At 73.3% G+C, this 22,582-nt stretch carries 19 protein-coding genes; 13 read left to right on the top strand and 6 right to left on the bottom strand.

Annotated features, from left to right (window positions below; genetic code table 11):
* Window positions 1-79: 79 nt before the first annotated feature.
* Complete coding sequence (locus VMF51_RS03055) at window positions 80-862, bottom strand: sulfite exporter TauE/SafE family protein (RefSeq protein ID WP_325472914.1); 783 nt, start codon at window positions 860-862, stop codon at window positions 80-82.
* Between the two features lie 133 nt (window positions 863-995).
* Between VMF51_RS03055 and VMF51_RS03050 the strand changes: the two genes are divergently transcribed.
* From VMF51_RS03050 to VMF51_RS03025, 6 genes are all read left to right on the top strand, one after another.
* Entirely contained in the window at window positions 996-1,946 is a 951-nt protein-coding gene (locus VMF51_RS03050) for a TIGR03557 family F420-dependent LLM class oxidoreductase (RefSeq protein WP_325472913.1), read from the top strand.
* A gap of 79 nt (window positions 1,947-2,025) precedes the next feature.
* Window positions 2,026-3,150, top strand: a complete 1,125-nt coding sequence (locus VMF51_RS03045; protein ID WP_325472912.1) for a glycosyltransferase family 1 protein — start codon at window positions 2,026-2,028, stop codon at window positions 3,148-3,150.
* Window positions 3,151-3,152: 2 nt separating this feature from the next.
* Window positions 3,153-4,229, top strand: a complete 1,077-nt coding sequence (locus VMF51_RS03040) for a glycosyltransferase family 4 protein (RefSeq protein ID WP_325473002.1) — start codon at window positions 3,153-3,155, stop codon at window positions 4,227-4,229.
* Window positions 4,226-5,236 carry a glycosyltransferase gene (locus VMF51_RS03035; protein ID WP_325472911.1) on the top strand — a complete coding sequence of 337 codons (1,011 nt, stop codon included), beginning with the start codon at window positions 4,226-4,228 and terminating at the stop codon, window positions 5,234-5,236. The genes VMF51_RS03040 and VMF51_RS03035 overlap by 4 nt, the downstream gene beginning before the upstream one ends.
* Window positions 5,233-6,093, top strand: coding sequence for a glycosyltransferase family 2 protein (locus VMF51_RS03030; RefSeq protein ID WP_325472910.1), 861 nt, complete (start codon window positions 5,233-5,235; stop codon window positions 6,091-6,093). Before VMF51_RS03035 ends, VMF51_RS03030 begins: the two co-directional genes overlap by 4 nt.
* The gene (locus VMF51_RS03025) at window positions 6,090-6,560 is read left to right on the top strand and encodes a pyridoxamine 5'-phosphate oxidase family protein (protein WP_325472909.1); all 471 of its coding nucleotides are present in this window, start codon (window positions 6,090-6,092) and stop codon (window positions 6,558-6,560) included. The genes VMF51_RS03030 and VMF51_RS03025 overlap by 4 nt, the downstream gene beginning before the upstream one ends.
* A gap of 6 nt (window positions 6,561-6,566) precedes the next feature.
* Here VMF51_RS03025 and VMF51_RS03020 read toward each other — a convergent pair whose 3' ends face one another.
* Window positions 6,567-9,143 carry a SpoIIE family protein phosphatase gene (locus VMF51_RS03020; protein ID WP_325472908.1) on the bottom strand — a complete coding sequence of 859 codons (2,577 nt, stop codon included), beginning with the start codon at window positions 9,141-9,143 and terminating at the stop codon, window positions 6,567-6,569.
* 141 nt (window positions 9,144-9,284) lie between these two features.
* Window positions 9,285-10,673 carry a hypothetical protein gene (locus VMF51_RS03015; RefSeq protein ID WP_325472907.1) on the bottom strand — a complete coding sequence of 463 codons (1,389 nt, stop codon included), beginning with the start codon at window positions 10,671-10,673 and terminating at the stop codon, window positions 9,285-9,287.
* Between the two features lie 152 nt (window positions 10,674-10,825).
* Between VMF51_RS03015 and VMF51_RS03010 the strand changes: the two genes are divergently transcribed.
* From VMF51_RS03010 to VMF51_RS03000, 3 genes are all read left to right on the top strand, one after another.
* The gene (locus VMF51_RS03010; RefSeq protein ID WP_325472906.1) at window positions 10,826-11,254 is read left to right on the top strand and encodes a DUF7144 family membrane protein; all 429 of its coding nucleotides are present in this window, start codon (window positions 10,826-10,828) and stop codon (window positions 11,252-11,254) included.
* 148 nt (window positions 11,255-11,402) lie between these two features.
* A complete protein-coding gene (locus VMF51_RS03005; RefSeq protein ID WP_325472905.1) occupies window positions 11,403-13,406 on the top strand; it encodes a phage holin family protein in 2,004 nt (667 codons plus the stop codon).
* Window positions 13,403-14,437 (top strand): AI-2E family transporter, encoded by a 1,035-nt coding sequence (locus tag VMF51_RS03000; RefSeq protein ID WP_325472904.1) that lies wholly within the window; start codon window positions 13,403-13,405, stop codon window positions 14,435-14,437. Before VMF51_RS03005 ends, VMF51_RS03000 begins: the two co-directional genes overlap by 4 nt.
* Before the next feature lie 15 nt (window positions 14,438-14,452).
* On the opposite strand, the gene cls is transcribed toward VMF51_RS03000, so the two are convergent.
* Both cls and VMF51_RS02990 read right to left on the bottom strand, forming a co-directional pair.
* Window positions 14,453-15,910, bottom strand: coding sequence for a cardiolipin synthase (cls, locus tag VMF51_RS02995; protein WP_325472903.1), 1,458 nt, complete (start codon window positions 15,908-15,910; stop codon window positions 14,453-14,455).
* A 118-nt stretch (window positions 15,911-16,028) separates the two neighbouring features.
* Complete coding sequence (locus tag VMF51_RS02990) at window positions 16,029-17,033, bottom strand: DUF2804 domain-containing protein (protein WP_325472902.1); 1,005 nt, start codon at window positions 17,031-17,033, stop codon at window positions 16,029-16,031.
* Window positions 17,034-17,175: 142 nt separating this feature from the next.
* Here VMF51_RS02990 and VMF51_RS02985 point away from each other — a divergent pair, with 142 nt between their 5' ends.
* The 3 genes from VMF51_RS02985 to VMF51_RS02975 all read left to right on the top strand — a co-directional run bounded on the left by VMF51_RS02985 (window position 17,176) and on the right by VMF51_RS02975 (window position 21,184).
* The gene (locus tag VMF51_RS02985) at window positions 17,176-18,537 is read left to right on the top strand and encodes a hypothetical protein (protein ID WP_325472901.1); all 1,362 of its coding nucleotides are present in this window, start codon (window positions 17,176-17,178) and stop codon (window positions 18,535-18,537) included.
* 57 nt (window positions 18,538-18,594) lie between these two features.
* Complete coding sequence (locus tag VMF51_RS02980; protein WP_325472900.1) at window positions 18,595-20,436, top strand: OmpA family protein; 1,842 nt, start codon at window positions 18,595-18,597, stop codon at window positions 20,434-20,436.
* 331 nt (window positions 20,437-20,767) lie between these two features.
* A complete protein-coding gene (locus VMF51_RS02975) occupies window positions 20,768-21,184 on the top strand; it encodes a pyridoxamine 5'-phosphate oxidase family protein (protein WP_325472899.1) in 417 nt (138 codons plus the stop codon).
* A 10-nt stretch (window positions 21,185-21,194) separates the two neighbouring features.
* On the opposite strand, the gene VMF51_RS02970 is transcribed toward VMF51_RS02975, so the two are convergent.
* Entirely contained in the window at window positions 21,195-22,034 is an 840-nt protein-coding gene (locus VMF51_RS02970) for a universal stress protein (RefSeq protein WP_325472898.1), read from the bottom strand.
* Between the two features lie 107 nt (window positions 22,035-22,141).
* Here VMF51_RS02970 and VMF51_RS02965 point away from each other — a divergent pair, with 107 nt between their 5' ends.
* A complete protein-coding gene (locus VMF51_RS02965; protein WP_325472897.1) occupies window positions 22,142-22,552 on the top strand; it encodes a hypothetical protein in 411 nt (136 codons plus the stop codon).
* Window positions 22,553-22,582: the final 30 nt, after the last annotated feature.

Raw genomic sequence — 22,582 nt, 5'->3', positions numbered from 1 at the left:
CGTGCCTCCAAGTCCTCGGGTACTCCCCTCGCCGTTACCCGCAGTGCCCGAGCGGGCGACCCACCCCGAGGGGTGGTGGTCAGCCGGAGAGCGCCTGGGCGAGGTAGCCGAGCGCCACCGTCACCGCGGCGAGTCCCAGGAGCCGGCGGAGCAGCGGCTCGGGGAGGTACGGCTGCAGCGAGGCCCCGACGTACCCGCCGACGAGCCCGCCCAGGCCGGAGGCGAGGCCGATGGACCAGTCGGGCGCGATCTGGTCGTGCGATCCGAGGGCGAGGAGCGCGAAGGCCACGACACCGACCACCGAGGTCACCATCGTCGAGGCCAGTGCCGCCGGGGCGACGACGGTGACCGCCAGCCCGCTGCCGACGAGGATCGGTCCCAGGATCGAGCCGCCACCGATGCCGTACAGCCCGCCGACGACGCCGACCGCCAGGGCCAGCGCCGAGATCGTCCGGGGCGCCGTGATGGCGGTCCGCCCGTCCCGCGGGGTATGTCGGGGGCGGAGGATGAACAGCCCGGTCGGCAGCAGCACGCCCGCCGCGACCAGCCGGAAGACCGCGGGGTCGCTGACCACGTGCACCCGGAGCACGGCGCCGATCACCACGCCCGGCACGCAACCCAGCAGCAGCGCCCGGACCAGCACCGGGTCGAGCTGGCGCCGGCGCCAGTAGCGCCACAGGGCGCCCGGACCCGAGACGACGTTGAACAGCAGGTTGGTCGGTGTCACCTGCGGGTTCGGCACCTGCAGCACGGAGAGCTGCACGGGCAGCAGGAACACCGCTCCCGAGACGCCGACCGGCGCGGTCAGCGCGGCGACCACCATCCCGACCAGGAGGGCGACGAGGTCCCGCTGCCACTCCATGCCCGCACCCTAACTGGATCAAGACACTGGACATTGGCGAATGGTGGGCCTCCCTCCCTTTTCGTCTCGATCGACGCGGGTACCTGGTCCGCGCCACGCACCCGACCACCCCACGACGTACAGGAGTCTTCCCATGCGAGTCGGCTACTTCCTCTCCAGCGAGGAGTACACCCCCGAAGAGCTCGTGGAGCAGGCCGTGGCCGCCGAGCGGGCCGGCTTCGAGGCGCTGTGGATCAGCGATCACTTCCACCCGTGGAACGACGAGCAGGGACAGAGCGCCTTCGTCTGGACCGTGATCGGTGCGCTCAGCCAGGCCACCTCGCTGCCCGTCACCACCGCAGTCACTTGCCCGACCGTCCGGACCCATCCCGCCGTGATCGCGCAGGCGGCGGCGACGTCGGCGCGGATGCTGGGCGGACGCTTCGTCCTCGGCGTCGGGACCGGCGAGGCGCTCAACGAGCACATCCTCGGCACGCCGTGGCCCTCGCTGGACGTCCGGCTCGAGATGCTCGAGGAGGCGGTCGCGCTGATCCGCGAGCTGTGGACCGGCGAGGTCGTGACGACCCGGGGCCGGCACTACTCCGTCGACACCGCACGCATCTACACCCGGCCCGTCGAGCCGCCGCCGATCTACGTCTCCGCGTTCGGGCCGAAGGCGCTGGAGGTCGCGGCACGCATCGGCGACGGCTTCATCTCCACCCAGCCGGACGCCGACATGGTCTCGGCCTTCAAGGAGAAGTCCGGCGGACGCCCGGCGGCCGGCGGGGTCAAGGTCGCCTGGGCCGACACGCGCGACGAGGGTGTCGACCATGCCCACCGGCTCTGGTCGAACGCGGGCCTGCCGGGCGAGCTGGCCCAGGTGCTGCCGTCCCCGCAGCACTTCGAGCAGGCATCGTCCCTGGTCACCCGCGAGTCGACGGCCGACAGCGTCGTCGCCGGCCCGGACGTGGACGAGCACGTGCAGCAGCTACGCGAGTACGCCGCCGCCGGGTACGACGAGGTCTACGTGGCGAACATGGGTCCGCACTACCTGCCCATGATCGAGACGTACGGCCGGGAGGTGCTGCCCGCACTCCGGACCTGAGGCCGCCTCAGCACCGGATGCCGGACAACCACCCCGACGGGTGACACTGCCCACGACCGGCCGGGGGTACCCCGGCAGCGTGACCCTCCTCGATCCCCCACCGACGACGGGCCTCGCGGCCGAGATCGTCGTCGCCTCGGTGCCGTCCGGGCACGTGTACGTCCGGCACCTCGCCCCGGAGCACGGTCGAGGGCCCCGGCGCCTCGCGGATCCCGATCCCGTCTCACCCGACCGGGCGGCCACCCAGCGGTGGTGGCCGCCGGTGATGCTCGAACCCGAGTGGGCGGACTCGGCCGACTTCGACCTGATGCACCTGCAGTTCGGCTTCGACTCCCGCACCCCCGAACGGCTCGCGGAGCTCGTCGACGCGCTGCGTGGGCGCAACCGGCCGCTCGTGTTCACCGTCCATGACCTGCGCAACCCGCACCACCCGGAGCGCGCGTTGCACGACGAGCAGCTGGACGTGCTGGTCCCCGCTGCCGACGCGCTGATCACGCTGACCGACGGAGCAGCCGACGAGATCCGCGAGCGTTGGGGCCGCGAGGCCGTCGTCCTGCCCCACCCGCACGTGGTCGACCTGCGGACGATGGCCGTCGCCCAGGATGCCCGGGCGCGCCGGCGCCACTGGGGCTTCCGCGTCGGACTGCACGTCAAGAGCCTGCGTGCCTCGATGGACCCGTTGAGCGTGCTGCCCACCCTGGTGGAGACCATCCGAGAGCTCCCGGGCGCGGTCCTCCAGGTCGACGGGCACCGGGACGTCCTGGACGGCGACGGGGCGAAGCACGACGCCGCGCTCGCGTCGTACCTGCGTGCCGGGGCGGCCGCCGGCGACCTGGAGCTGCACGTCCACGACTACTTCTCGGACACCGAGCTGTTCAACTACCTGGGGTCGCTCGACGTCTCCGTGCTGCCCTACCGCTTCGGCACGCACTCGGGGTGGCTCGAGGCGTGCCGCGATCTCGGCACCACCGTGGTCGCACCCACCTGCGGCTACTTCGCCGACCAGGGTCCCGTGCTGAGCTACCTGCTCGACGAGGTCAGGTACGACGCCGACTCGCTCGCGGCGGCGATCGTGCTCGCCTACGAGACGCGCCCCCGCCTGGGCGCGTCGATCGACCTGCGCCGCCACCAGCGCGCGCAGGTGGCGCAGGCGCACGACCTGCTCTACCGGAGCCTGGTCCGCACCACCCGGGACCCGCGGTGACCATGGTCCGCCCCCTGCGCATCTGTCTGGTCGCTTCCGCCCGCTTCCCGATCCGCGAGCCGTTCGCCGGCGGTCTCGAGGCGCTCACCCATGCCCTCGCCGCCGAGCTCGGCCGTCGCGGCCACCACGTGACGCTGTTCGCGGCGCCCGGCTCCGATCCGGCGCTGCACGTCGAGGAGCTGCCGGTCGCCGAGTTCGAGCCCAGTCCCGCGGCCCAGCGCGACGTCAACGCGCCGTCGACGCGCTGGATGGCCGAGCACCACGCCTACCTCCAGCTGATGCTCGGGCTGGCCCGGGACCCGGGCCGCTTCGACCTGGTCCACAACCACAGCCTCCACCACCTGCCGGTCGCCATGGCGCCGTCACTCTCGACGCCGCTCGTCACCACCCTGCACACGCCGCCTCTCCCCTGGCTGGAGTCGGCCGCATCGCTCGCCCCCGACTCGGCGGTCTTCACCGCCGTCAGCTCCCGGACGGCGCGTGCGTGGGCGCACGTCGTACCGAGCACACCGATCCTGAACGGGGTCGACGTGCAGCGCTGGCAGCCCGGTCCGGGAGGCGGCCCGGCCGTGTGGTCGGGACGCCTGGTGCCCGAGAAGGCGCCCCACGAGGCGATCGACGCGGCGACGGCGGCCGGCGTACCCCTGGTGCTGGTGGGGCCGACGCCCGACGAGCCGTACTTCGAGCGGGAGATCGCTCCGCGTCTCGGACCGACGGCGGTCCACGCCGGACACCTCGACCACGGCGCACTCGCGCGGCTGCTCGGCCGGGCGTCGGTGGCACTGGTGACGCCGGCCTGGGACGAGCCGTACGGGCTCGTCGCGGCCGAGGCGATGGCGTGCGGGACCCCGGTCGCCGCGTACGCCCGGGGTGCGCTGCCGGAGATCGTCGCGGCCGGGACGGGCGCGCTCGCCAACCCCGGGGACGTCGCCGACCTGGCACGAGCGCTGCGGGAGGCTCAGGCCTGCGACCGCGGGCTCGTACGTCGCCACGCCGAGGCGCACTGCTCGCTCGACCGGATGGTCGACGACTACGAGCGGCTCTACTCCTCGCTCGTCGACGTGGGAGCGGCCGCATGATCGGCTACTACGTGCACCACCACGGCAGCGGTCACGTGCACCGGGCGACCGCGATGGCGACCCTCGCGGCCACGCACGGCCGGGTCGTCACCGGTCTCTCCTCGCTCCCCCGCCCCGCGGCCTGGCCGGGTCCCTGGGTGCAGCTCCCCCGCGACGACGACGCGGACTGCCACCAGCGGCCCACGGCCAACGGTCGTCTGCACTGGGTCCCGGTCGGCGACGCCGGGCTGCTCGGGCGGACCGCCGCCGTCTCCGCGTGGATCGCCGCCGCCCGGCCGGCCTGCGTGATCGTCGACGTCTCGGTGGAGATGACGCTGCTGGTCCGGCTGCACGGGGTGCCCGTCGTCGCCGTGGTCCTGCCGGGCTCGCGCGGCGACACGGCCCACCGGTCCGGCCTCGGTGCCGCCGACGCGCTGGTCGGCCTGTGGCCGCCGGAGGCGACCGGGATGCTGCGCGACGTGCCGGCCGACGTGCTCGGTCGATTGCACCCCGTCGGCGCGCTGAGTCGCTTCGACGTCCGGCCCTCCGGGGCCCGACGTCCCGGTCCCGGACGAGTGGTGGTGCTCAGCGGCACCGGCGGTGACGGGCCCGACGAGGAGCGGGTCGAGCGGGCCCGCCGACAGAGTCCGGACTGGAGGTGGACCATGCTCAGCGCGTCCACCGGCACGTGGGTCGACGACCCCTCCGGGGTGCTCGGCCAAGCGGACGTCGTCGTCACCCACGCCGGGCAGAACGCGCTCGCGGAGGTGGCGGCCCTGCGGCGACCGGCGGTCGTTGTACCCCAGTCCCGGCCGCACGACGAGCAGCTGACCACCGCCCGGTCGCTCGCCACGGGCGGCTGGCCCGTCGTGGTGGAGGAGACCTGGCCCGACCTCGGCTGGTCCGAGCGCCTGGAGCATGCCGCGGCGCTCGACGGTCGGCGCTGGTCGCGCTGGTGCGACGGCCACGCCGCCGAGCGCTTCTGGTCGGTGGTCGACTCGGTCGCCCTGCAGGCGGTGGGCGCGTGAGCCCCCGGGTCGCGGTCGTCACCCTGGTCCACGGCCGGGCTGCCCACCTGGCCGCTCAGCACCACTCGCTGGCGGCGGGGACGCGGGTCCCGGACGACTACGTCGTCGTGGCCATGGACGATCCGGCGACCCGCTCCGTGGAGCACGAGGGACTGCGCCGGCGGATCGTGCGGATCCGGCGCGAGCGGTGCGGGCTGCCGCTCGCCCGCGCCCGCAACCGCGGCGTCCGCGCCGCGCTCGACTCCGGTGCGGAGGTCGTCGTCTGCCTGGACGTGGACTGCCTCGCGGGCCGCACCCTGGTGGCGTCGTACGCCGAACAGGCCGCGGCCCACCCCCGGGCGGTCTGGCAGGGCCCGGTGACCTACCTGCCGCCACCACCGGCGGGCGGCTACCGGCTCGATGCCCTCGACGCGATGGACGACCCGCACCCCGCCCGCCCGGCCCCGCCACCCGGCGAACGTCGGTGGGGCGGAGACCCCGACCTGTTCTGGTCGCTCTCCTTCGCCCTGTCGGCCGACGCCTGGGAGCGCGCCGGCGGCTTCTGCCCCGAGTACGTCGGCTACGGCGGCGAGGACACCGACTTCGGCCACCAGCTGGTGGCCAGGGGACTCGAGCTGGGTTGGGACGGGTCGGCACGTGCCTACCACCAGCACCACCCGGTCTCCCGGCCCCCGGTCGAGCACCTCGACGACATCCTGCGCAACGCGGCGCTCTTCCACCGCCGGTGGGGGCGCTGGCCGATGACGGGCTGGCTCGAGGAGTTCGAACGGCTCGGCCTGGCTACCTACCGGGACGGGAGATGGATCCGCGTCTCCCCCACGGAACCGCGCACCACCACCACGAGGAGAAGTGCATGAACGACAAGCAGACCCTGGTCTCGCTGATGGACGACATGCCGATCGCGATGCTGACCACGTTCGGGCCCGACGGCGGGCTCCGCAGCGTGCCGATGGCCCGCCAGGAGGTCGAACCCTCGGCCGAGCTCTGGTTCATCACCGCTCGCGACACCCGGCACGTCCACGACATCGTCGCCCGACCCCACGTGGCCCTCACCTTCTCCAGCAGCAGCTCCTGGGTGGCGCTCGAAGGCCGGGCGGAGGTGGTGGACGACACCGCGAAGCTGCGGGACCTGTGGACCACGTTCGCGGAGGCCTGGCTGCCCGGTGGCCCGGAGGACCCGAACGCCGTGCTGCTGCGCGTCGACGTGACGAACGGCGAGTACTGGGACACCCCGGGCGGGCGGGTGACGAGCCTGCTCAGCCTGCTGAAGTCCAAGGTCACCGGCGACACGTACGACGCCGACCACGGAAGCACGTCGCTGTAGGAGTTCCTAGGCCTCGAGCCGGACGGCGACCAGCGCCACGTCGTCGTCCGGCGACTCCGGAAGCAGCTCGCGCAGCAGCCGGTCGGTGAGCTCCGCGAGACCGACGCGCTCGCCGACGAGCCGGGCCAGCAGCGAGCGCATCGTGTCGAGGCCCGCGTCGATCGACTGCCCCCGTCGCTCCACGAGGCCGTCCGTGAAGAGCAGCACCGTCGCGCCGGGTGGCAGCGCGACGACGGACTCGGTCCGCTCGGTGGTCGGGTCGAGGCCCAGCAGCAGCTCTGACGGCTCCGCCCCCAGCGTCGTCACCTCGACCGAGCCCACGACCGGTCCGGGGAGGGCGACCAGCGGAGGCGGGTGTCCCGCGTTCGACCAGCGCAGCCGGGTCTCGCCCTCGGTCCGTTCCAGACGCGCGACGACCGCGGTGGCCGTGGTGTCGACCTGCAGCGTCTCCATCGCCTCGTCCACGCGGCGCAGCACGTCGGCCGGGCCGTCGGAGGTGGTCACCGCGATGCCGCGGAGCAACCCGCGGACCTGGCCCATCGCTGCCGCCGCCGCGGTGTCGTGGCCGACGACGTCGCCGATCACCAGGCTGGTGCCGCCGTCGGGCAGGAGGAAGGCGTCGTACCAGTCGCCACCGACCTGGGCCGCCTCGGCCGCGGGCTCGTAGCGGACCTCGAGCTCCAGGCCCTCGACCCGCGGCGGGGCCGTCAGCATGCTGCGCTGGAGGCCCTCGGCGAGGTCCTGCTGCTGGGTGAAGGCCCGGGCGTTGTCGAGGGCGGAGCCGGCGCGGGCGGCGAGCTCGGTCAGGGTGTCCAGGTCCTCCGTGCTGAACGTCTCGCGTCCCGGGTCGCGGAAGACGGTGAGCAGGCCCACCGTGTCGGTCCGGCCGCGCAGGGGTACGACGACCGCCGCCTCCGGGGCGAGCCCCCGGAAGAGGTCGCGTGCCTCGCCCTCCTGCAGCACGGCCCCGATCGCGTCGGTGGCGCCGTGGGCGATCAGCACGGGGCCGCTCCGCTCGAGGGCGCGTGCGACGAAGGAGGACTCCGTCAGGGCGGGGATCCGGATCTCGGCGTACCGCTCGACGTCGGCGCGCCGACCGGGCTCGTGGTGCCACCACCCGATGTCGCGAAGCCGATGACGCCAGCCCGGCCCGGTCGCCGGCCCGGAGCCCTCGACCAGGGTGACCACGCACCAGTCCCCCAGCACGGGCGCGACGAGCTGCGCCAGCCGGGCCACGGCCTCCTCGGCGTCGAGGGTGTCGTTCAGGGCGCGGCTGACCTCGGCCAGCAGGGCCGAGCGGCGGGCCGCCCGCGCGACCGACTCCTGGGCGGCGTGGCGCGCGGTGACGTCGAGGAAGTAGACCGAGAGCCCGTCGGGGTTCGGCCACACGTGCACGTCGTACCAGTCGTCGAGGGGCGGCGGGTAGTAGGCCTCGAAGCTCCGCGGCTCGCCGGTCGCCATCGCGTGCCGGTAGTGGGTCTCGAAGGTGCTCCCCACCGCGGCCGGGAACAGGTCCCAGATCAGGCCGCCGACGATCGGCATGCCGATGCCCCCGAGCAGCCGCTCGGCCTCGGCGTTCGCGTAGGTGAACCGCCAGTCCCGGTCGAGCTGGAAGAACGCCGTCGGCATCGTCTCGAGGACGCGCGCGACCCGGGCCTCCCCCTCCTGGACCGCGGTGGTGTCGAACGCGGCGCCCAGGAGCCGGGCCGCCTTCCCGTCGGGTCCTGCCAGCGCCTGGCCCCGCGCGACGATCCAGCGCAGGGCGCCGTCCGGGCGCACGATGCGGTACTCGGCCGCGAAGGCTCCGCAGGTGGCGACCGACTCGCTCAGGGCCTGCGTGACCCGGCCCCGGTCCTCGGGGTGGACCGACGCCTCGAAGGCCTCGATGGTCGCGCCGAAGGTGTCGCGGCTGAGCCCGAACAGCTCCAGCAGCCGCTCGTCCCACCGGAGCTCCATCGTCTGGAGGTCCCAGTCGAAGGCGCCCACCCCGGCCGCGTCGACCGCCAGCTGCCACAGCAGCTTGTCGTCGTCGTGCCGGGCGGCGAGGACGGCGAGCTCGAGCTCGGCCAGCACCGGGCCGGTGAGCTGCTCCAGCAGGGAGACGTCGCGCCCGGTCCATTCACGCGGACCGCGGTCGAAGACGCACAGCGCGCCGACCGCATGGCCGTCGACCACCAGCGGGACCCCGAGGTAGGACCCGATGACCCCGGAGGCCACCAGCGGGAGGTCCCGGACCCGCGGGTCCCGGACCGCGTCGGAGATACCCAGCGGGGCGCTCTCGTGGACCGTGACCGTGCAGAGCGAGTCCTCGGCCGGGGACACCTCGCCCACCGACGCCGCCGCGTCGCCCGAGCCCCCCATCACGGTCAGCACGTCGGACACGATCGACACCTGGGCCGAGCCCGCGCCGACGAGCCGGGCGGCGAGGTCGGCCATCCGGCTCAGGGCGGGGATGCCCTCGGGGTGACCGGTCACGCGCCGGGCGTACCGGGTGCGTACGGCGGCGAGCTCACCGTCTCCGTCGAAGGGGCCCGCGCCCGGCACCGAGGGCCGGGGGCCGCCCTCGTGGGGGACGTCGTGCAACTGCACTCCAACCGTGCTCGCCGTGCTGCGGACCGTTCCTACCGGGTGCGGGGCGCGCGCGAGGCGGGCACCGACCGGGCCAAGTTTCCCACACGAGCCGCCCTGCGGCGCAGGCAGGCCGACCCGGTTCGAGAACGCGTACTACCCGGTCGACGGGCGGGCTCCACCCTGGTCGGGCGAGGACTCCTCCGATCCGGTGGGCTCGGCCGGCGCCGCGCTCGACAGCAGCTCGACGACGAACAGCACGACCACGGTGACGAGCACGAACGCCAGCGCCGTACCCCCGGTCGGGTGGTCCTGGGCCAGGTAGGCGACGGCGGCCAGTCCGACGATCGCGACCCGGATGGGGCCGCGGTACCTGGCCAGCGCGACCCCCAGTCGGCCCGTGTTCAGGCCGGACCCCTCGCGTCGCCGGCGCAGGCCCTCAAACCCTCCGCCGAGGGCGCGTCTCGCGCTCGCGCCCGCTCCGTGGGAGGAGCTGAGCCAGGCCACCACGGCGACGGTGAGCGCCACGACCAGGACGCCGCGGAGGGCGAACCTGATGAACGACACCAGCTGGTCGTAGACCGCGCCGGCCGCGGCGGTCGAGCTGCTCGCGGGCAGGGCGTCGAGGTAGAACGGCCGGATCACGTTGAGCGCCCCGCCGAGCAGCAGCATCGAGGCCGCTACCGCGAGCCCGGCGGCGAGGAGGGCGCGCGCCCGGTCCCGGGCCACCATCACCGCCGCCGCGATCAGCGCCAGGGCCACGAAGGGCAGCCAGAGCGCGAGGTCGTCCACGAGGCCGAGCAGCCGCTGGACCTTCGCCAGGTCGTCGGACTGGATCAGCGCGAAGGAGGCCTCGACCTCGGGGATCCGGTCGGCGATGCCGAAGCCCGCCTCCGAGAGCTGGTTCTTCACCGTGTTGATCAGGACGGCCAGGTTGACCGAGACCTGGCCCCGGTCGACCTCGACGGCACCACTGGTGTCGCCGGTCAGGGCGGCGACCAACTCGGCGTGCGCCGTACGGTTGGCCTCGACCCAGGCGTCCTTGAACGCGTCGGAGCGCACGACGTCCTCGATGCGGTCGCTGACGAAGCCACGTACGCCGCTGGCCAGGGGCCGGGAGAGGGCGCGCAGGGTCGTCACCGCGGCGGGCGGCAGCCCGGGCGCCTCGAGTGCGGTGATGAGCTCGTCGGTGAGGGCGTCGAGGTCGAGGTAGGAGAACACGACCTCCTCCAGCCGCGCGGCGACCGCGTCCTGCACGTCGGGATCGTCGGCGAGCGGGGCGACCGTCGCGAGATAGCGGTCGGTGTCCTGGATCTGCCCGCTCGCCCAGGTGGCGAGCACGGAGACCGGAGCCAGCAGGGCGGCGGTCAGGACCAGCAGCCCGACGACCACCGGCCGCCACCAGCCGCGACGCTCCGGGGTGCGCTCCTCCCGGCGTTCCTGCTCCGCGAGGGACTGCCGCAGGCGCGCGACCTCGTCCTGGAGCCGCCGCACCTCCTCGGACGACGAGGCGACGGGGTCGGGAGGCTGATCGATGCTGGCCATGTTCCACCGTGGGACCCGGGACCGTGACGTGACGTCACCCGTAGGGGGTGACTCCTCGGGTCCGCGAGGCGTCGGGTCACCCCGGACAGGTGAGGCCGCGGGTCGGCGTACTCCGGATGCTGGTGGCCCGACACCGCGCAGAGGAGACCGTCATGACCGAGGAGACTACCGCCCGGAGCGACCCGGCGGCGGCGATCGATCCGAGCCGTTGGTACGGCCTGCTCGCCTTCGCCGGCATGATCATGCTGATGCTGGGGGCCTTCCACGCGATGGCCGGCCTGGTCGCGCTGTTCGAGGAGGACCACTACCTCGTCGCCCAGGACGGCCTGGTGGTGAGCGCCGACTACACCGTGTGGGGATGGACCCACCTCGTCCTCGGCGTGGTCATCGCGGTCGCCGGCGGCGCCCTGCTCTCCGGGGCGGCCTGGGCACGCGTCGTCGCCGCCGTCATCGCCCTGGTGAGCGCGCTCGTCAACCTCGCGTTCCTGCCCGCCTACCCGCTCTGGGCGGCGATCATGATCGCGCTCGACGTCCTGATCCTGTACGCCGTCACCACGCACCGGGGCGACAGCCGGCGGTGAGCGGGATTCACCCAACTCGGGTGAGCACGCCGCACGAAGCCCTGGCCAGGCTCGGGGCGCGGACGGGTCGGGCACGGCCCGCTCGCGTGCCGTCGGACGACTGCCGAGACAGCGAGGGAGGGGTCGACGTGACGCCTCGGCGCGGGTCGTGAACAGTCGCAGGCTCCGCTGGGTCGACGTCCTCAGGCTCCTGGTCACGTGGTTCCTCGCGTTCGTGGCCCTGCTGGCGACGGCGGTGCTGCTGCCGGGGTTCGACTACACCTCGTGGGTGCCGTTGGTGGCCGCCACGGCGGTGACCGGCCTGGTGGGGATGATCGTGCGGCCGATCCTCGTCGAGCTCGCCGCCGCGATCGGATGGCTCGCCGTGGGGCTCGCCACCGTCTTCGGGCAGGCGATCGTCATGCAGGTCGCCCTGATGATCGTGCCCGGGGCGTCGTTCGACTCGTTCGGGACGGCGGTCGCCGCGGCCTGGATCGCCTCGATCCTCGGCACCGTCCTCGTGTGGCTCTCCAGCGCCGGCACGGACGAGTCGTTCGGCGCCGGCCTGCTCCACCTCAAGCCGGGCCGGATCGACGATCCCGACGTGAACGGCATGCTGTTCGTCCAGCTCGACGGCGTCTCGTTCCCGGTGATGCAGTGGGTGCTCCGCTCGGGCAGCATGCCGACCCTGCGCCGCTGGGTCGACGACGGCACCCACGCGGTGCACGAGTGGACCGTCCAGCTGCCGTGCACGACGCCGGCCAGCCAGCAGGCGATCCTGCACGGCACGACGGACGGCATCCCCGCCTTCCGGTGGTACGACCGCGAGCTGGGCCGCGTCCTGGTGGCCAACCGACCAGCGGACGCGGCCGTCATCGAGTCGCGGGCGAGCACGGGGGCCGGTCTCCTCGCCGACGACGGGATCTCGGTCTCCAACCTGTTCACCGGTGACGCGCCGAGGGCGTCGATGACGATGAGCCGGATCGAGATGGCCCGCGGCTCCCGGCGTACCCGCGTCGTCTTCGCGCGCTTCCTGCTGCGGCCGGACGGGCTGTGCCGGAGCCTGTCGCGCACCGTCGCGGAGGTCGTCCGCGAACGCTTCCAGGCCAAGCGCCAGCAGCGGCTCGGCGTACATCCCCGGGTGCACCGGTCGCGGACGTTCGCCGGACTGAGGGCCTTCAGCAACGGGTTGCTGCGCGACCTGAACACCGTGGTGGTCAGCGAGGAGCTGATGCGGGGCACGCGGAGCATCTACGTGGACTACGTCGACTACGACGAGATCGCCCACCACGCGGGCAGTGCCCGCGTGGAGTCGCTCGCCTGCCTGGCCGGACTCGACCAGGTCCTCGCGCTCCTCGAGAGGGTGGCCGAGCGGGCCCCGCGTCGCTACCACCTCGTGGTCCTGAGCGACCACGGCCAGTCGCAGGGCGAGCCCTTCGCGGCGCGCTACGGCAGCGACCTCAGCGACGTCTGCCGCGCCCTCACCCGGGCCCAGACCACCGGTCTGGAGGGGAGCATCGAGGGCTGGGGCCGGTTGGACTCCGTGCTGGAGGACCTCTCCGGCGCCCAGGCCGACGGCGACCAGCCCGCCGCATCCCGGCGCGTGGACGAGATCCTCATGCCCGCCTCGACGGACGGCGACGCGGAGCTGGTCGTGCTCGGGAGTGGGAACCTCGGCCTGGTCTACGTGCCCGGACCGCGCCGGCTCACCCTGGCCGAGCTCGACGCCCGCTGGCCGGCCCTGGTCCCCGGGCTCGCCGAGCACGAGGGCGTCGGCTTCGTCAGCGTCCTGGGCCCCGACGGACCGGTCGCCATCGGTCGCGCGGGCCGGCATCACCTGGCTTCGGGGGTCGTCGAGGGTGTGGATCCGCTGCTGCCGTTCGACCGGCACGCAGCCACGCGGCTGCTGGCCGCGACCGCCATGCCCGAGGCGCCGGACATCTACGTCAACAGCGTGTTCGACGTCGACACGCACGACGTGGCGGCGTTCGAGCCCCTCGTGGGCTGCCACGGCGGCCTCGGCGGCTGGCAGGACTCCGCGTTCCTGCTGGCTCCCACCGCCCTGCTCGCGACCGGCGGGCCCATCGTGGGCGGGGTCGAGCTGCACCGGCACCTGGTCGGGATGCTCGAGGCGCTGGGCCACCGGACAGCCCTCCTCGGGAGCACCCCATGACGCTGACCCGGACGGGCAGGCTGCTCCTGAGCGCCGCGGGAGTGGTGGTCGTCGTCGCCGGCGTGCGCTCCGCCAGCGACATCATCGGCCCGGTGATGCTCGCGCTGGCGCTGACCATCGTGTTCCACCCCTTGCGAGCCGCCTTCGAGCGCCGGATGCCGTCGTGGGCCGCCTCCGTCGTCGTCCTGGTCCTGGCCTACGTCCTGATCCTGGGACTCACCCTCGCGCTCGTGGTCTCGGTCGCCCGGCTCGCCGCGCTGCTGCCGACGTACACGGAGGACATGGACGACCTCGCCGCGGACGTCGCGGGAACCCTCGACGGACTCGGTGTCTCCGCGCCACAGATCGAAGCGCTGGCAGGCTCGTTCGACGTGGGCGAGCTGCTCGACGTCGCGATGTCGTTCCTCGCCGGCATGGCTTCGGTGCTGTCCAACCTGCTGTTCATCGTCACGCTGCTGCTCTTCCTCGCCTTCGACGGCGCCCACGCGTCCACCCTCGCGCGTCAGGCGCACGAGCACCGACCGCAGCTGGTGGACGCGCTGGTCGGCTTCGCTCGCGGCACCCGGAGCTACCTCGGCGTGTCCGCCGTCTTCGGCCTGATCGTCGCCGTCATCGACACCGCCGTGCTGTGGGCCATCGGCATCCCCGGAGCCTTCGTATGGGGCGTGCTCGCCTTCGTCACCAACTTCATCCCCAACATCGGCTTCGTCATCGGGGTGATCCCGCCCGCGCTGATCGGGCTGCTCGAGGGCGGGCCCGGACTGATGCTCTGGGTGATCGTCCTCTACTCGGTCATCAACGTGGTGATCCAGTCGATCATCCAGCCGCGCTTCGTGGGCCAGGCGGTCGGGCTCTCGACCACGCTCACCTTCCTGTCCCTGGTCTTCTGGACCTGGGTGCTGGGACCCCTCGGCGCGCTGCTCGCCGTCCCCATGAGCCTCCTCGTCCGGGCCGTCCTCGTCGACGCCGATCCGGACGCGCGCTGGATGCGTCCGCTGATCAGCGGGCATCCCGGCGAGGCTGCGCCGTGAGCAGGGGTACGCCGGCTACTGCAGCGCGGCCGTCAGCCGCATCGTGTTGTCGAGATAGCGCAGGTGACGTGGGCGCTGCTGCCACTCGGGGAGCAGCAGCTCCCGGGAGATCGCCCGGTAGCCGTCCTCGACCTTGCGGAACCGCGCCACGACGTCCCCGCCGGTGACCATCATCGACACCTCGTAGTTGAGGGCGAAGGACCGCATGTCCATGTTGCTGGAGCCGATCACCGCGACGTCGTCGTCGATGGAGAAGTGCTTGGAGTGCAGGACCCAGGGCGCCGGGTAGAGGAAGATCCGCACGCCCGCCTCCAGCAGCGCCTGGTAGTAGGAGCACTGGGCGTGGGAGACCATGAACTGGTCGCCCCACTCGCTCACGAACAGCTCGACCGCCACCCCGCGGCGGGCGGCCGTCGTGACGGCGTACAGCAGCGGCTCGTCGGGCACGAAGTACGGGCTCGCGATCGACAGCCGCTCCTGGGCGGAGTAGATGAGGGCCGTGAACATCCGCAGGTTGTTCTCGGTGGCGTAGCCCGGCCCGCTGGGCAGCACCTGGGCCGCGATCCCGTCGGCGTGGTGCGTGGTGCTGTCCGGCCGGATCTCGTCCCCCATCCGCTCGTCGGACTCGATGTACCAGTCCTTGGCGAAGACCGCGCGCAGGGCGTTCACGCTCGGCCCGTCGACCCGGGCCACGAGCTCGATGTACTCCCGATCGTCCTTGTGGTTCTTCGGCTTGTTGTAGCCGGGCTCGATGAGGTTCTGCGAGCCCATGAACGCCACCCGGCCGTCGACCACCACCAGCTTGCGGTGGTTGCGCAGGTCGGGCCGCTGGAACTGGCCGTGGAGGGGGCGGACCGGGAGCATCTGGTGGAACCGGATCGCCGTCCGCTCCAACCGGGAGACGAACTCCTTGTGTCCCGGGATGCTGCGCGAGCCCATGTGGTCGAAGAGCAGCCGCACGGTGACACCGCGGTCGGCCGCGGCCACCAGGGCCTCGAAGAACGGCGCGGTCACCTCGTCCCAGGCCGCGATGTAGAACTCCACCTCGACCGAGGTGGTCGCGCCCGCGACCGCCTCCGTCATCGCCTCGATCGCCTCGCCGTACCCGGGATACAGGTCGACCCGGTTGCCGGTCTGCAGCGGGAGGGCGCCGAGGTTGAGGCCCAGCGTCGCCATCGAGGGCAGGTACACCGGCCCCTCGACCGGGGACGGGGCCAGCCGGTCGGTGGCGGCCCGCAGCGCCTCGTCGGCCTCGCGCTGGCGGGTGAGCCGTTTGGCGCCGACATAGGTGCGTCCCAGGAACAGGAACACCACGAACCCGGCCAGCGGGATCACCAGGATCAGGATCAGCCAGGCCATCGCCGACGACGGCTTGCGGTTGCCCGGCAGCACGCCGACGGCCAGGAACTTCACCACGTAGTCGGTGACGATCAGCGCGAACCCCGCGACGACGGCGACGTTCTGCAGGTCCACCTCGGCCTCCTCGACCACGGGCCGGTCGGCGACGCCCGCGTGCCGTGACTGCCTGCCCTCGCGCGACCCTAGGGGCACCCACCGGTCCCGGTCATCCCCCGGAACGAGGGACCCGCCGTCACCAGCGGTTGTGGACGTCCTCCGCCCAGCCGACGACGTCCGCGACCCGGATCCAGGCGCCGGTGTCGTCGCGGACCCGTCCGGACCAGTGCCCGAAGCACTGGTGGGTCCGCGAGGCGAAGACCTTGAGGTCGGTGACCGAGTGCTTGAGGTGGAAGGGCGTCAGGGTCAGGTCCACGGACTCGCCGGTGACACGCCACGGCGACATCCAGTCCTCCTGGTCGTAGTCCCAGACGAGCTCCTCGCTGATCTTCGTGAGGCGGCCGTCGACCAGCAGCGAGTTCTCCACGGAACCGGTGCCGTCGGTCCACTTCCCGCCGACCTGGATGCCGACGACCCGGTCGTCGGTCCGACCCGATCCCGCTCCCCAGTTCCAGCGCACGTCGTACGGCCAGCGGCCCCGTCCGTGGTCGAGGGTCGCCCACGACTCGTCGGCCGGTACGTCGGCCGCGACGTCGTCGACCCAGATCGTGCCAGCGGCCGGGCGCGCGACGTCCTTGACGGTGTACTGGAAGAGCCGGTCGGTCCACGGCACCACCACGCCCAGCGACTCGTGCCCCGGGGGTCGGTGCGCGACGACGTCGATCCGGACCCGCGCACCCCGCGCCCGGAGGCGGGTGCCGCCGTCGACCTCGTCGATGTCGATGTGCACCTTCCGGGTCCGCGAGCGCGCGGGTCCGGCACCGAGCGTGCCGGGCAGCGTGGCGCTGCCGCCGAGTACGCCGATCGCGTCGTGGGCGATCGTCTCGCCGGACCGGCGGTCGAGCAGCCAGATCCCGTGGACGGCGGCGTAGTCGATGTCGGAGACGACCAGGGCGGCGATGTGGGTCGGGGTCGTCACCGCCCAGTACTCCCAGCGCTTGTTGCGCCCCCTCCCCCGGCGGCCCCGTCCGATCCCGTCGGTCTCGATGAGGGGGGTGCGGGTCCACCCGACCGCCGCGGGGTTCAGCCGGCCGTCGGGGAGCGTGAGCCGCACCGGTCGGGTGATCTCGCGCTCGCGCATGGCGCGACCCTAGGGCACCGGGTTTCGAACCTGCCGCGTCGGCTACCGGTCACCATCGCCCGACCGGTCGCCCGACGTCCGATGGCATCCTTGCCCGCCGGACGGCGACGGCGCCGTACCTCCTTCTCGGATCCGGAGCATCATGCCCGCAGCACTCGCACGCCCCCGCCCCCTCACGTCCCTGGTCGCCGGCACCGTCCTGGCCCTCGGCGTGACCCTGCTCCCGGCCTCGGCCCCAGCCGCCGAATCGGCCGAACGCCGCAACACCAACCCCACCGGCACCGCCTCCGGCAGCTCGGCGAACCGCACGGGCAACCTGAAGGTCAGTCTCGCCGCGACCGCCGACGGCCGGATCAAGGTCACCTGGGAGCGCTCGAAGCGCGTCCGCGGCTTCAAGAAGGTCGCCGTCAAGGTGAGCCCCAGCCGCAAGATGAACGTGCGGGTGAAGGCCTACCGGGTGAGCCGCAAGCGACACGCCCTCGTCGTACGCCACGCCTTCGGGGCCGTGGCCGCCTCGGGCAACTACTCGTTCGTCAAGGTCGTCGGCTACCGGCGGGACGGCTCCCGGACGGCGAGCCCGGCGAAGTGGATCCAGGCCCCGATCACCCACCCGTGCACGGCGGCGCCGCAGGACCGGCTCACCGTCGCGGCGTTCAACGTGCGCAGCTGGGCGTCCGACCGGAACCAACGGCGCAACTGGACCGATCGCGGTGACAACGCCGTCTCCGAGATCCTGCGCAGCGGTGCTCACGCGCTCGGGATCCAGGAGGCCAGCGGGTCGGAGCGGGTCGGCTTCGGGTCGAAGCCGCAGCGGCGCTGGATCCTCGACCGGCTCAACGCCGTCGACCCCGACCGCAGCGCGCGGTGGGTCGACGCGCTGGACGACGACGCGTACCGCCCCCCGAAGGGCCGGCGACCCGGCCTCGTGGGCACGCGGGTGTTCTACGACGCGAGCAAGTACCGCAAGCTCGACGCCGGCCTGGCGCGGATCATCGACCCCGCCTACCGGAAGGACTCGCTCATCCCCTGGGCGCGGCTGCAGTCGGTCGCCGGGAACCAGGCCCCGTTCGTGCTCACCTCGAACCACCTGCGGGTCGGCGTGGTCGGCAGCCGCAAGGAGTGGAAGATCCGGGCCCGCCAGGTCAAGCGCACGATCGCCGTACTGCAGAGCCTGCAGAGGCGCTTCGGCGACCAGGTGATCCTCGGCGGCGACCTGAACTCGACGGCCAACACGCTGCCGTACAACAACGTGCACTGGGCGCTGATGAAGGCCGGGTTCTACGACGCATACGCGAGCACGCGCATCGCCGGCGGCAGGTTCCCGACGACGCAGGACAACCGGTTCCCGCTGTACCGCACCCCGTTGCGGCGCGACTACCTCCTGACGCTCGGGCCGGTGAAGGGCTCGTGCAGCTACCGCAACCAGGTCTACAAGCGGCGTTCCCAGATCGCCTCGGACCACTTCCTGCAGGTCGCCACGGTGCCGCTGCCATCCCGGCGCTGAGCCGGGGAAGTGCCGCGCCGCCCTCAGGTCGGCGCCCAGCCTGCCGTTCCCTGACGGGTGAACTCCTCTCCTCGCCACCGCGGCAGCGCGAGACCGCGCCGCGGTCTCCGCCTGCTCCTCGCCACCCTCCTGACCACCCTGGCGTCCGTCGCCGGGGTCACCCTGACCACCGCGCCCGCGCATGCGGAGCCCCTCACCTGCGAGTTCGTCGAGTACGACGCCGACGGGGCTCACTGGGCGGACCTCGTGACCAACGGGACGGTCTGGCTCTTCACCTGGGTCGACGGCGAGTTCTGGGGCTGGCACCTGACCAACGAGAACACCGTGCGGGTCGACGCCCAGCAGCTGCAGACCTTCGGAGGCACTCACAACCTGACCTACCGCGTCTACCCGGCTGACGCGGACCAGACCGCCATCGCCAACGACCCCGAATGGCCCTCGCTGTGCGAGGTCAGCTACGAGCCTCCGGCGCCGACCCCGCAGAACCTGGTCGTCAACTACCCGGACGACCTCCGCCTCGGCCGTTCGCAGAACCTGGTCGCAACCTCGGACAGCGGCCTGCCGGTCGCGTTCGAGTCCCGCACCCCGTCGGTCTGCTCGGTCACCGACCTGACCGTGACCGGCCTGGTGGAGGGCGAGTGCACCGTGCGTGCCAGCCAGCCCGGGGGCGTCGTCGACGGTGTCACGTATGCCGCCGCTCCGCCGGTCGACCGGACCTTCGAGATCTGGCCGGTGCCCGCCACCCAGACGATCACCTTCGTGCAGCCCGCCGACATGCGTCTCGGTGACCGGGTCCAGGCGCTGACCGCGACGGCGTCGTCGCGCCTGAACGTGCAGACGGAGTCGCTGACGCCGAGCGTGTGCACTGTGGACGGCCACGGGGGCGACCCGACGCGGACGAAGCCCCGGAGGATCGAGTCCGGCCAGGCGGCCGGCCCGCTCTCCTGGACCGTCGCGGCGGTCAGCCCGGGCCGGTGCACCCTCCGTGCCACCCAGGGCGGCAACGCCGACTGGGACTGGGTCGCCGAGGTCTTCAACCCCGCTCACGCGGTCGAGCGCACCTTCACCGTCCGCGGTGCCACCCCCGACGCCGTGGCCCAGTCGGTCGCCGTCAGCGGCTCCCGCGGTGTGGCCCTCTCCGCGGGCAGCGCCCCCGTGCGGTTCACCTCGTCGGCCGGCCTGCCGGTCCAGGTCGCGAGCAGCACGCCCGCCGTGTGCACCTGGAAGAACGGATCCGCCCGGCTGCACAAGGCCGGCACCTGCTCGCTCAGCGCCACGGCCGCCGGGAACGCCGCGCACCTCGCCGCGCCCGCGGTCAGGACCTCGTTCCCGGTGTGGGGTCACCCGGCCCTGCCGAACCGGTCGAAGTCGGCGCGCGTCCTCGACGTACTCGGTCGCGGCGAGGAGAGGCTGCGCGTCAGCGCCGGTCCGGCGGGCGTGTGCCGCGCCGTGTCGGGCGGCAAGGTCGCGCTGACCGACGCCGGCCGCTGCACCGTCCGGGTGACCGCCCGCGGCGAGCGCGTGCGCACGGAGAGGATCCGGGTCGTCGAGCTCACCACCGCCGCGGCGAAGCCGGAGGACATGACCCTGGCCGGCTCGGTGCGCTTCGCCTACCGGTCCGCGGACCTGACCGCGGACGGCCGGAAGACGCTGCGTCGCCTGGCGCCGAAGCTGCGGGACGCCCAGCTGGTCGCCGTCTACGGCAACACCCAGGCGTACGGCGCGGGCGACACCCCGGCCAACCGGAAGCTGTCGGCCCGTCGGGCCGCCGCCGTGGTCGCGTACCTGCGCGACCTGGGCGTGAAGGCGAAGACGACGAAGGTCGCGCTCGCCTCGCGCAACCCGGCCGGCCGGAACGAGGCCGCCAACCGGCGCGCCGACATCTACTGGGTCCGGTAGTCCCGAACCGTCGCGCACTGCGCCCCTCGCCGACCGGCAGGGGCGCAGTGCCGCTCAAGCCTCGCGACCGGAGGCGTGGGTGGGACAGTCGGCGTTGGTGCAGACGCGCTCGTCCACAGTCGGGTCGGCGCCCCCGACGACGCCGTCAGCGGGACCGACCGGTCCACCGGGCTCGACGACGTCCGAGCCGTCCCTGGCCCGCAGCCCGACCTCGGATCCACACACGTCGCAGGGTCGCTGGTCGAAGTACACGCCCCCCTGGTACCCACGGGACGCCCGGGGGGACCTTCGCCCCTACCGGCAGCGCGCGCCCGGGGCGAGGCTTGCTGCCATGAGCACCGTTCCCGGACGCCACCCCCACCTCGCCGAGCTCCCGGCCTTCGAGTGCTGGTCGCTGCTGGAGACCGCCGAGATCGCCCGGGTGGCCTGGACCGGCCCGCGGGGCGTGCTCGTCGTACCGGTGAACTACACGATCTCCGACGGGGCGCTGTGGTTCCGTACGACGCCCGGCGCCGAGGTCGTGCGGGACACCACCGAGGGATGGGTCGCGGTCGAGGTGGACAGTCTCGATCCCCAGTCACGGTCGGGGTGGAGCGTGGTGGTCCGCGGACCGGTCGGGCTGGTCGACGCCGAGGAGGCGCCGGACCGCCTCGCGGAGCTTCGCGTCTGGCCCCCGGGCCTGCGCACCGCCTACGCCCGCGTCGAGCCCGGCGAGGTCACCGGGCGCCGGCTCCTCCCGGGCGCCTGAGCCGACGTCGTCAGCTCGAGGTCGGCGCCGACTCCGGTACGACGGCGACGGTGGTCCGCGCCCGCTCGACCACGGAGGTCGCGATCGACCCGGTCAGCACCCGGCCGAGCGACGTCATCGGGTGGCGCCCGACGACGATGAGGTCCCAGGCCTGGTCCCGGCCGCTGAGCGCCTCGTCGACGAGCCCGTGCTGCAGGCCGACCGTCACCTGCACGTCGGGGTAGTCGGCGGCGAAGCCGGCGACCGACTGGGCGACGACCGCCCGGAGCTCCTCGAGCTCGGGCGCGTCGACGGCCTCGCCCCGGGCCTGGCGGTACTCGGCGACGGCGGCGACCGCGTCCCAGAAGCAGTGCAGGACCGTGAGTGGCTGCCCGCGCAGGGCTGCCTGCCGGTAGGCGAACTCGATGACCGGCACGGACTCCGCCGTGGCGTCGACGCCGACGACGACGCCTGCCCCCGAGGACCCGCCGCTCGACGGACGGCACACGACGACCGGGCAGGCAGCATGGGCACTGAGGGCCGTGCTCACCGAGCCGAGCAGCATGCTCTTGATGGCGCCGCGCCCCCGGGAGCCGAGGACGAGGACGCCGGCCCGCTCCGACAGGTCGAGGAGCACCTCGCGCGGGTCGCCGGGCAGGGCCAGTGCCCGCGGCGCCAGACCGGGGTGGAGCCCGCGGGCCGTGGCGACGCCCTCCTCGGCGATCGCGCCGGAGTCGTCACCCACGGCGACCACGGCGAGCGGACGGTGCTCCAGGACCGCCTGCTCGGCGGCCCAGTGCAGCGCACGGTCGGCGTGCTCGGACCCGTCGACGGCGACGACGATGCTGCGCGGCTCGATCTGCTCGTTCATGGGCTCACCCTCCCACGACGGACGGCGACGTCCCGAGGTACCCGGGTCCCGCCGTTCCGGGTCCCAGGACCCTGCCGGGGACGGTCCGCCCACCCGAGACTGGGGCCATGGGAGCGACGACCATGGGCCCCCGGATCGTCGGCGGGCTGTTCCTGGTGACCGGCGGCGTCCACCTCGGCCTGGTCGCGGCGGACCCCCAGGTGTATGCCCCCTTCGCCGACCGCGGGCTCTTCGGGTTCGTCAGGTCCGGCTGGCGCGACATCGTGATGGCCGACCCGGCCGTGTGGGGGCTGCTCCTCGCTGCCGGCGAGATCCTGCTCGGCGTGCTGCTGCTGACCGGCGGACGTGCCGCACGGTGGGGGTGGACGGGAGCGATCGGGTTCCACGTGCTGCTGATGCTCTTCGGCTGGGGGTTCTGGGCCTGGTCGCTGCCCGTCCTGGCCGTGCTCGTCGTCCTGGCCCGTCCGGACTTCGCGCAGGCGCGGACAGCTCCGAGGGCCACCCACCCCTCGGGGTGAAATCGGGATCGGGGCGGAATGCGCCCCCGG

The sequence above is a fragment of the Nocardioides sp. genome, from assembly GCF_035503875.1.
Classification (GTDB): domain Bacteria; phylum Actinomycetota; class Actinomycetes; order Propionibacteriales; family Nocardioidaceae; genus Nocardioides.
The sequence above is the reverse complement of the archived record's forward strand: the minus strand, read 5'-3'. Positions and strand labels throughout refer to the sequence as shown.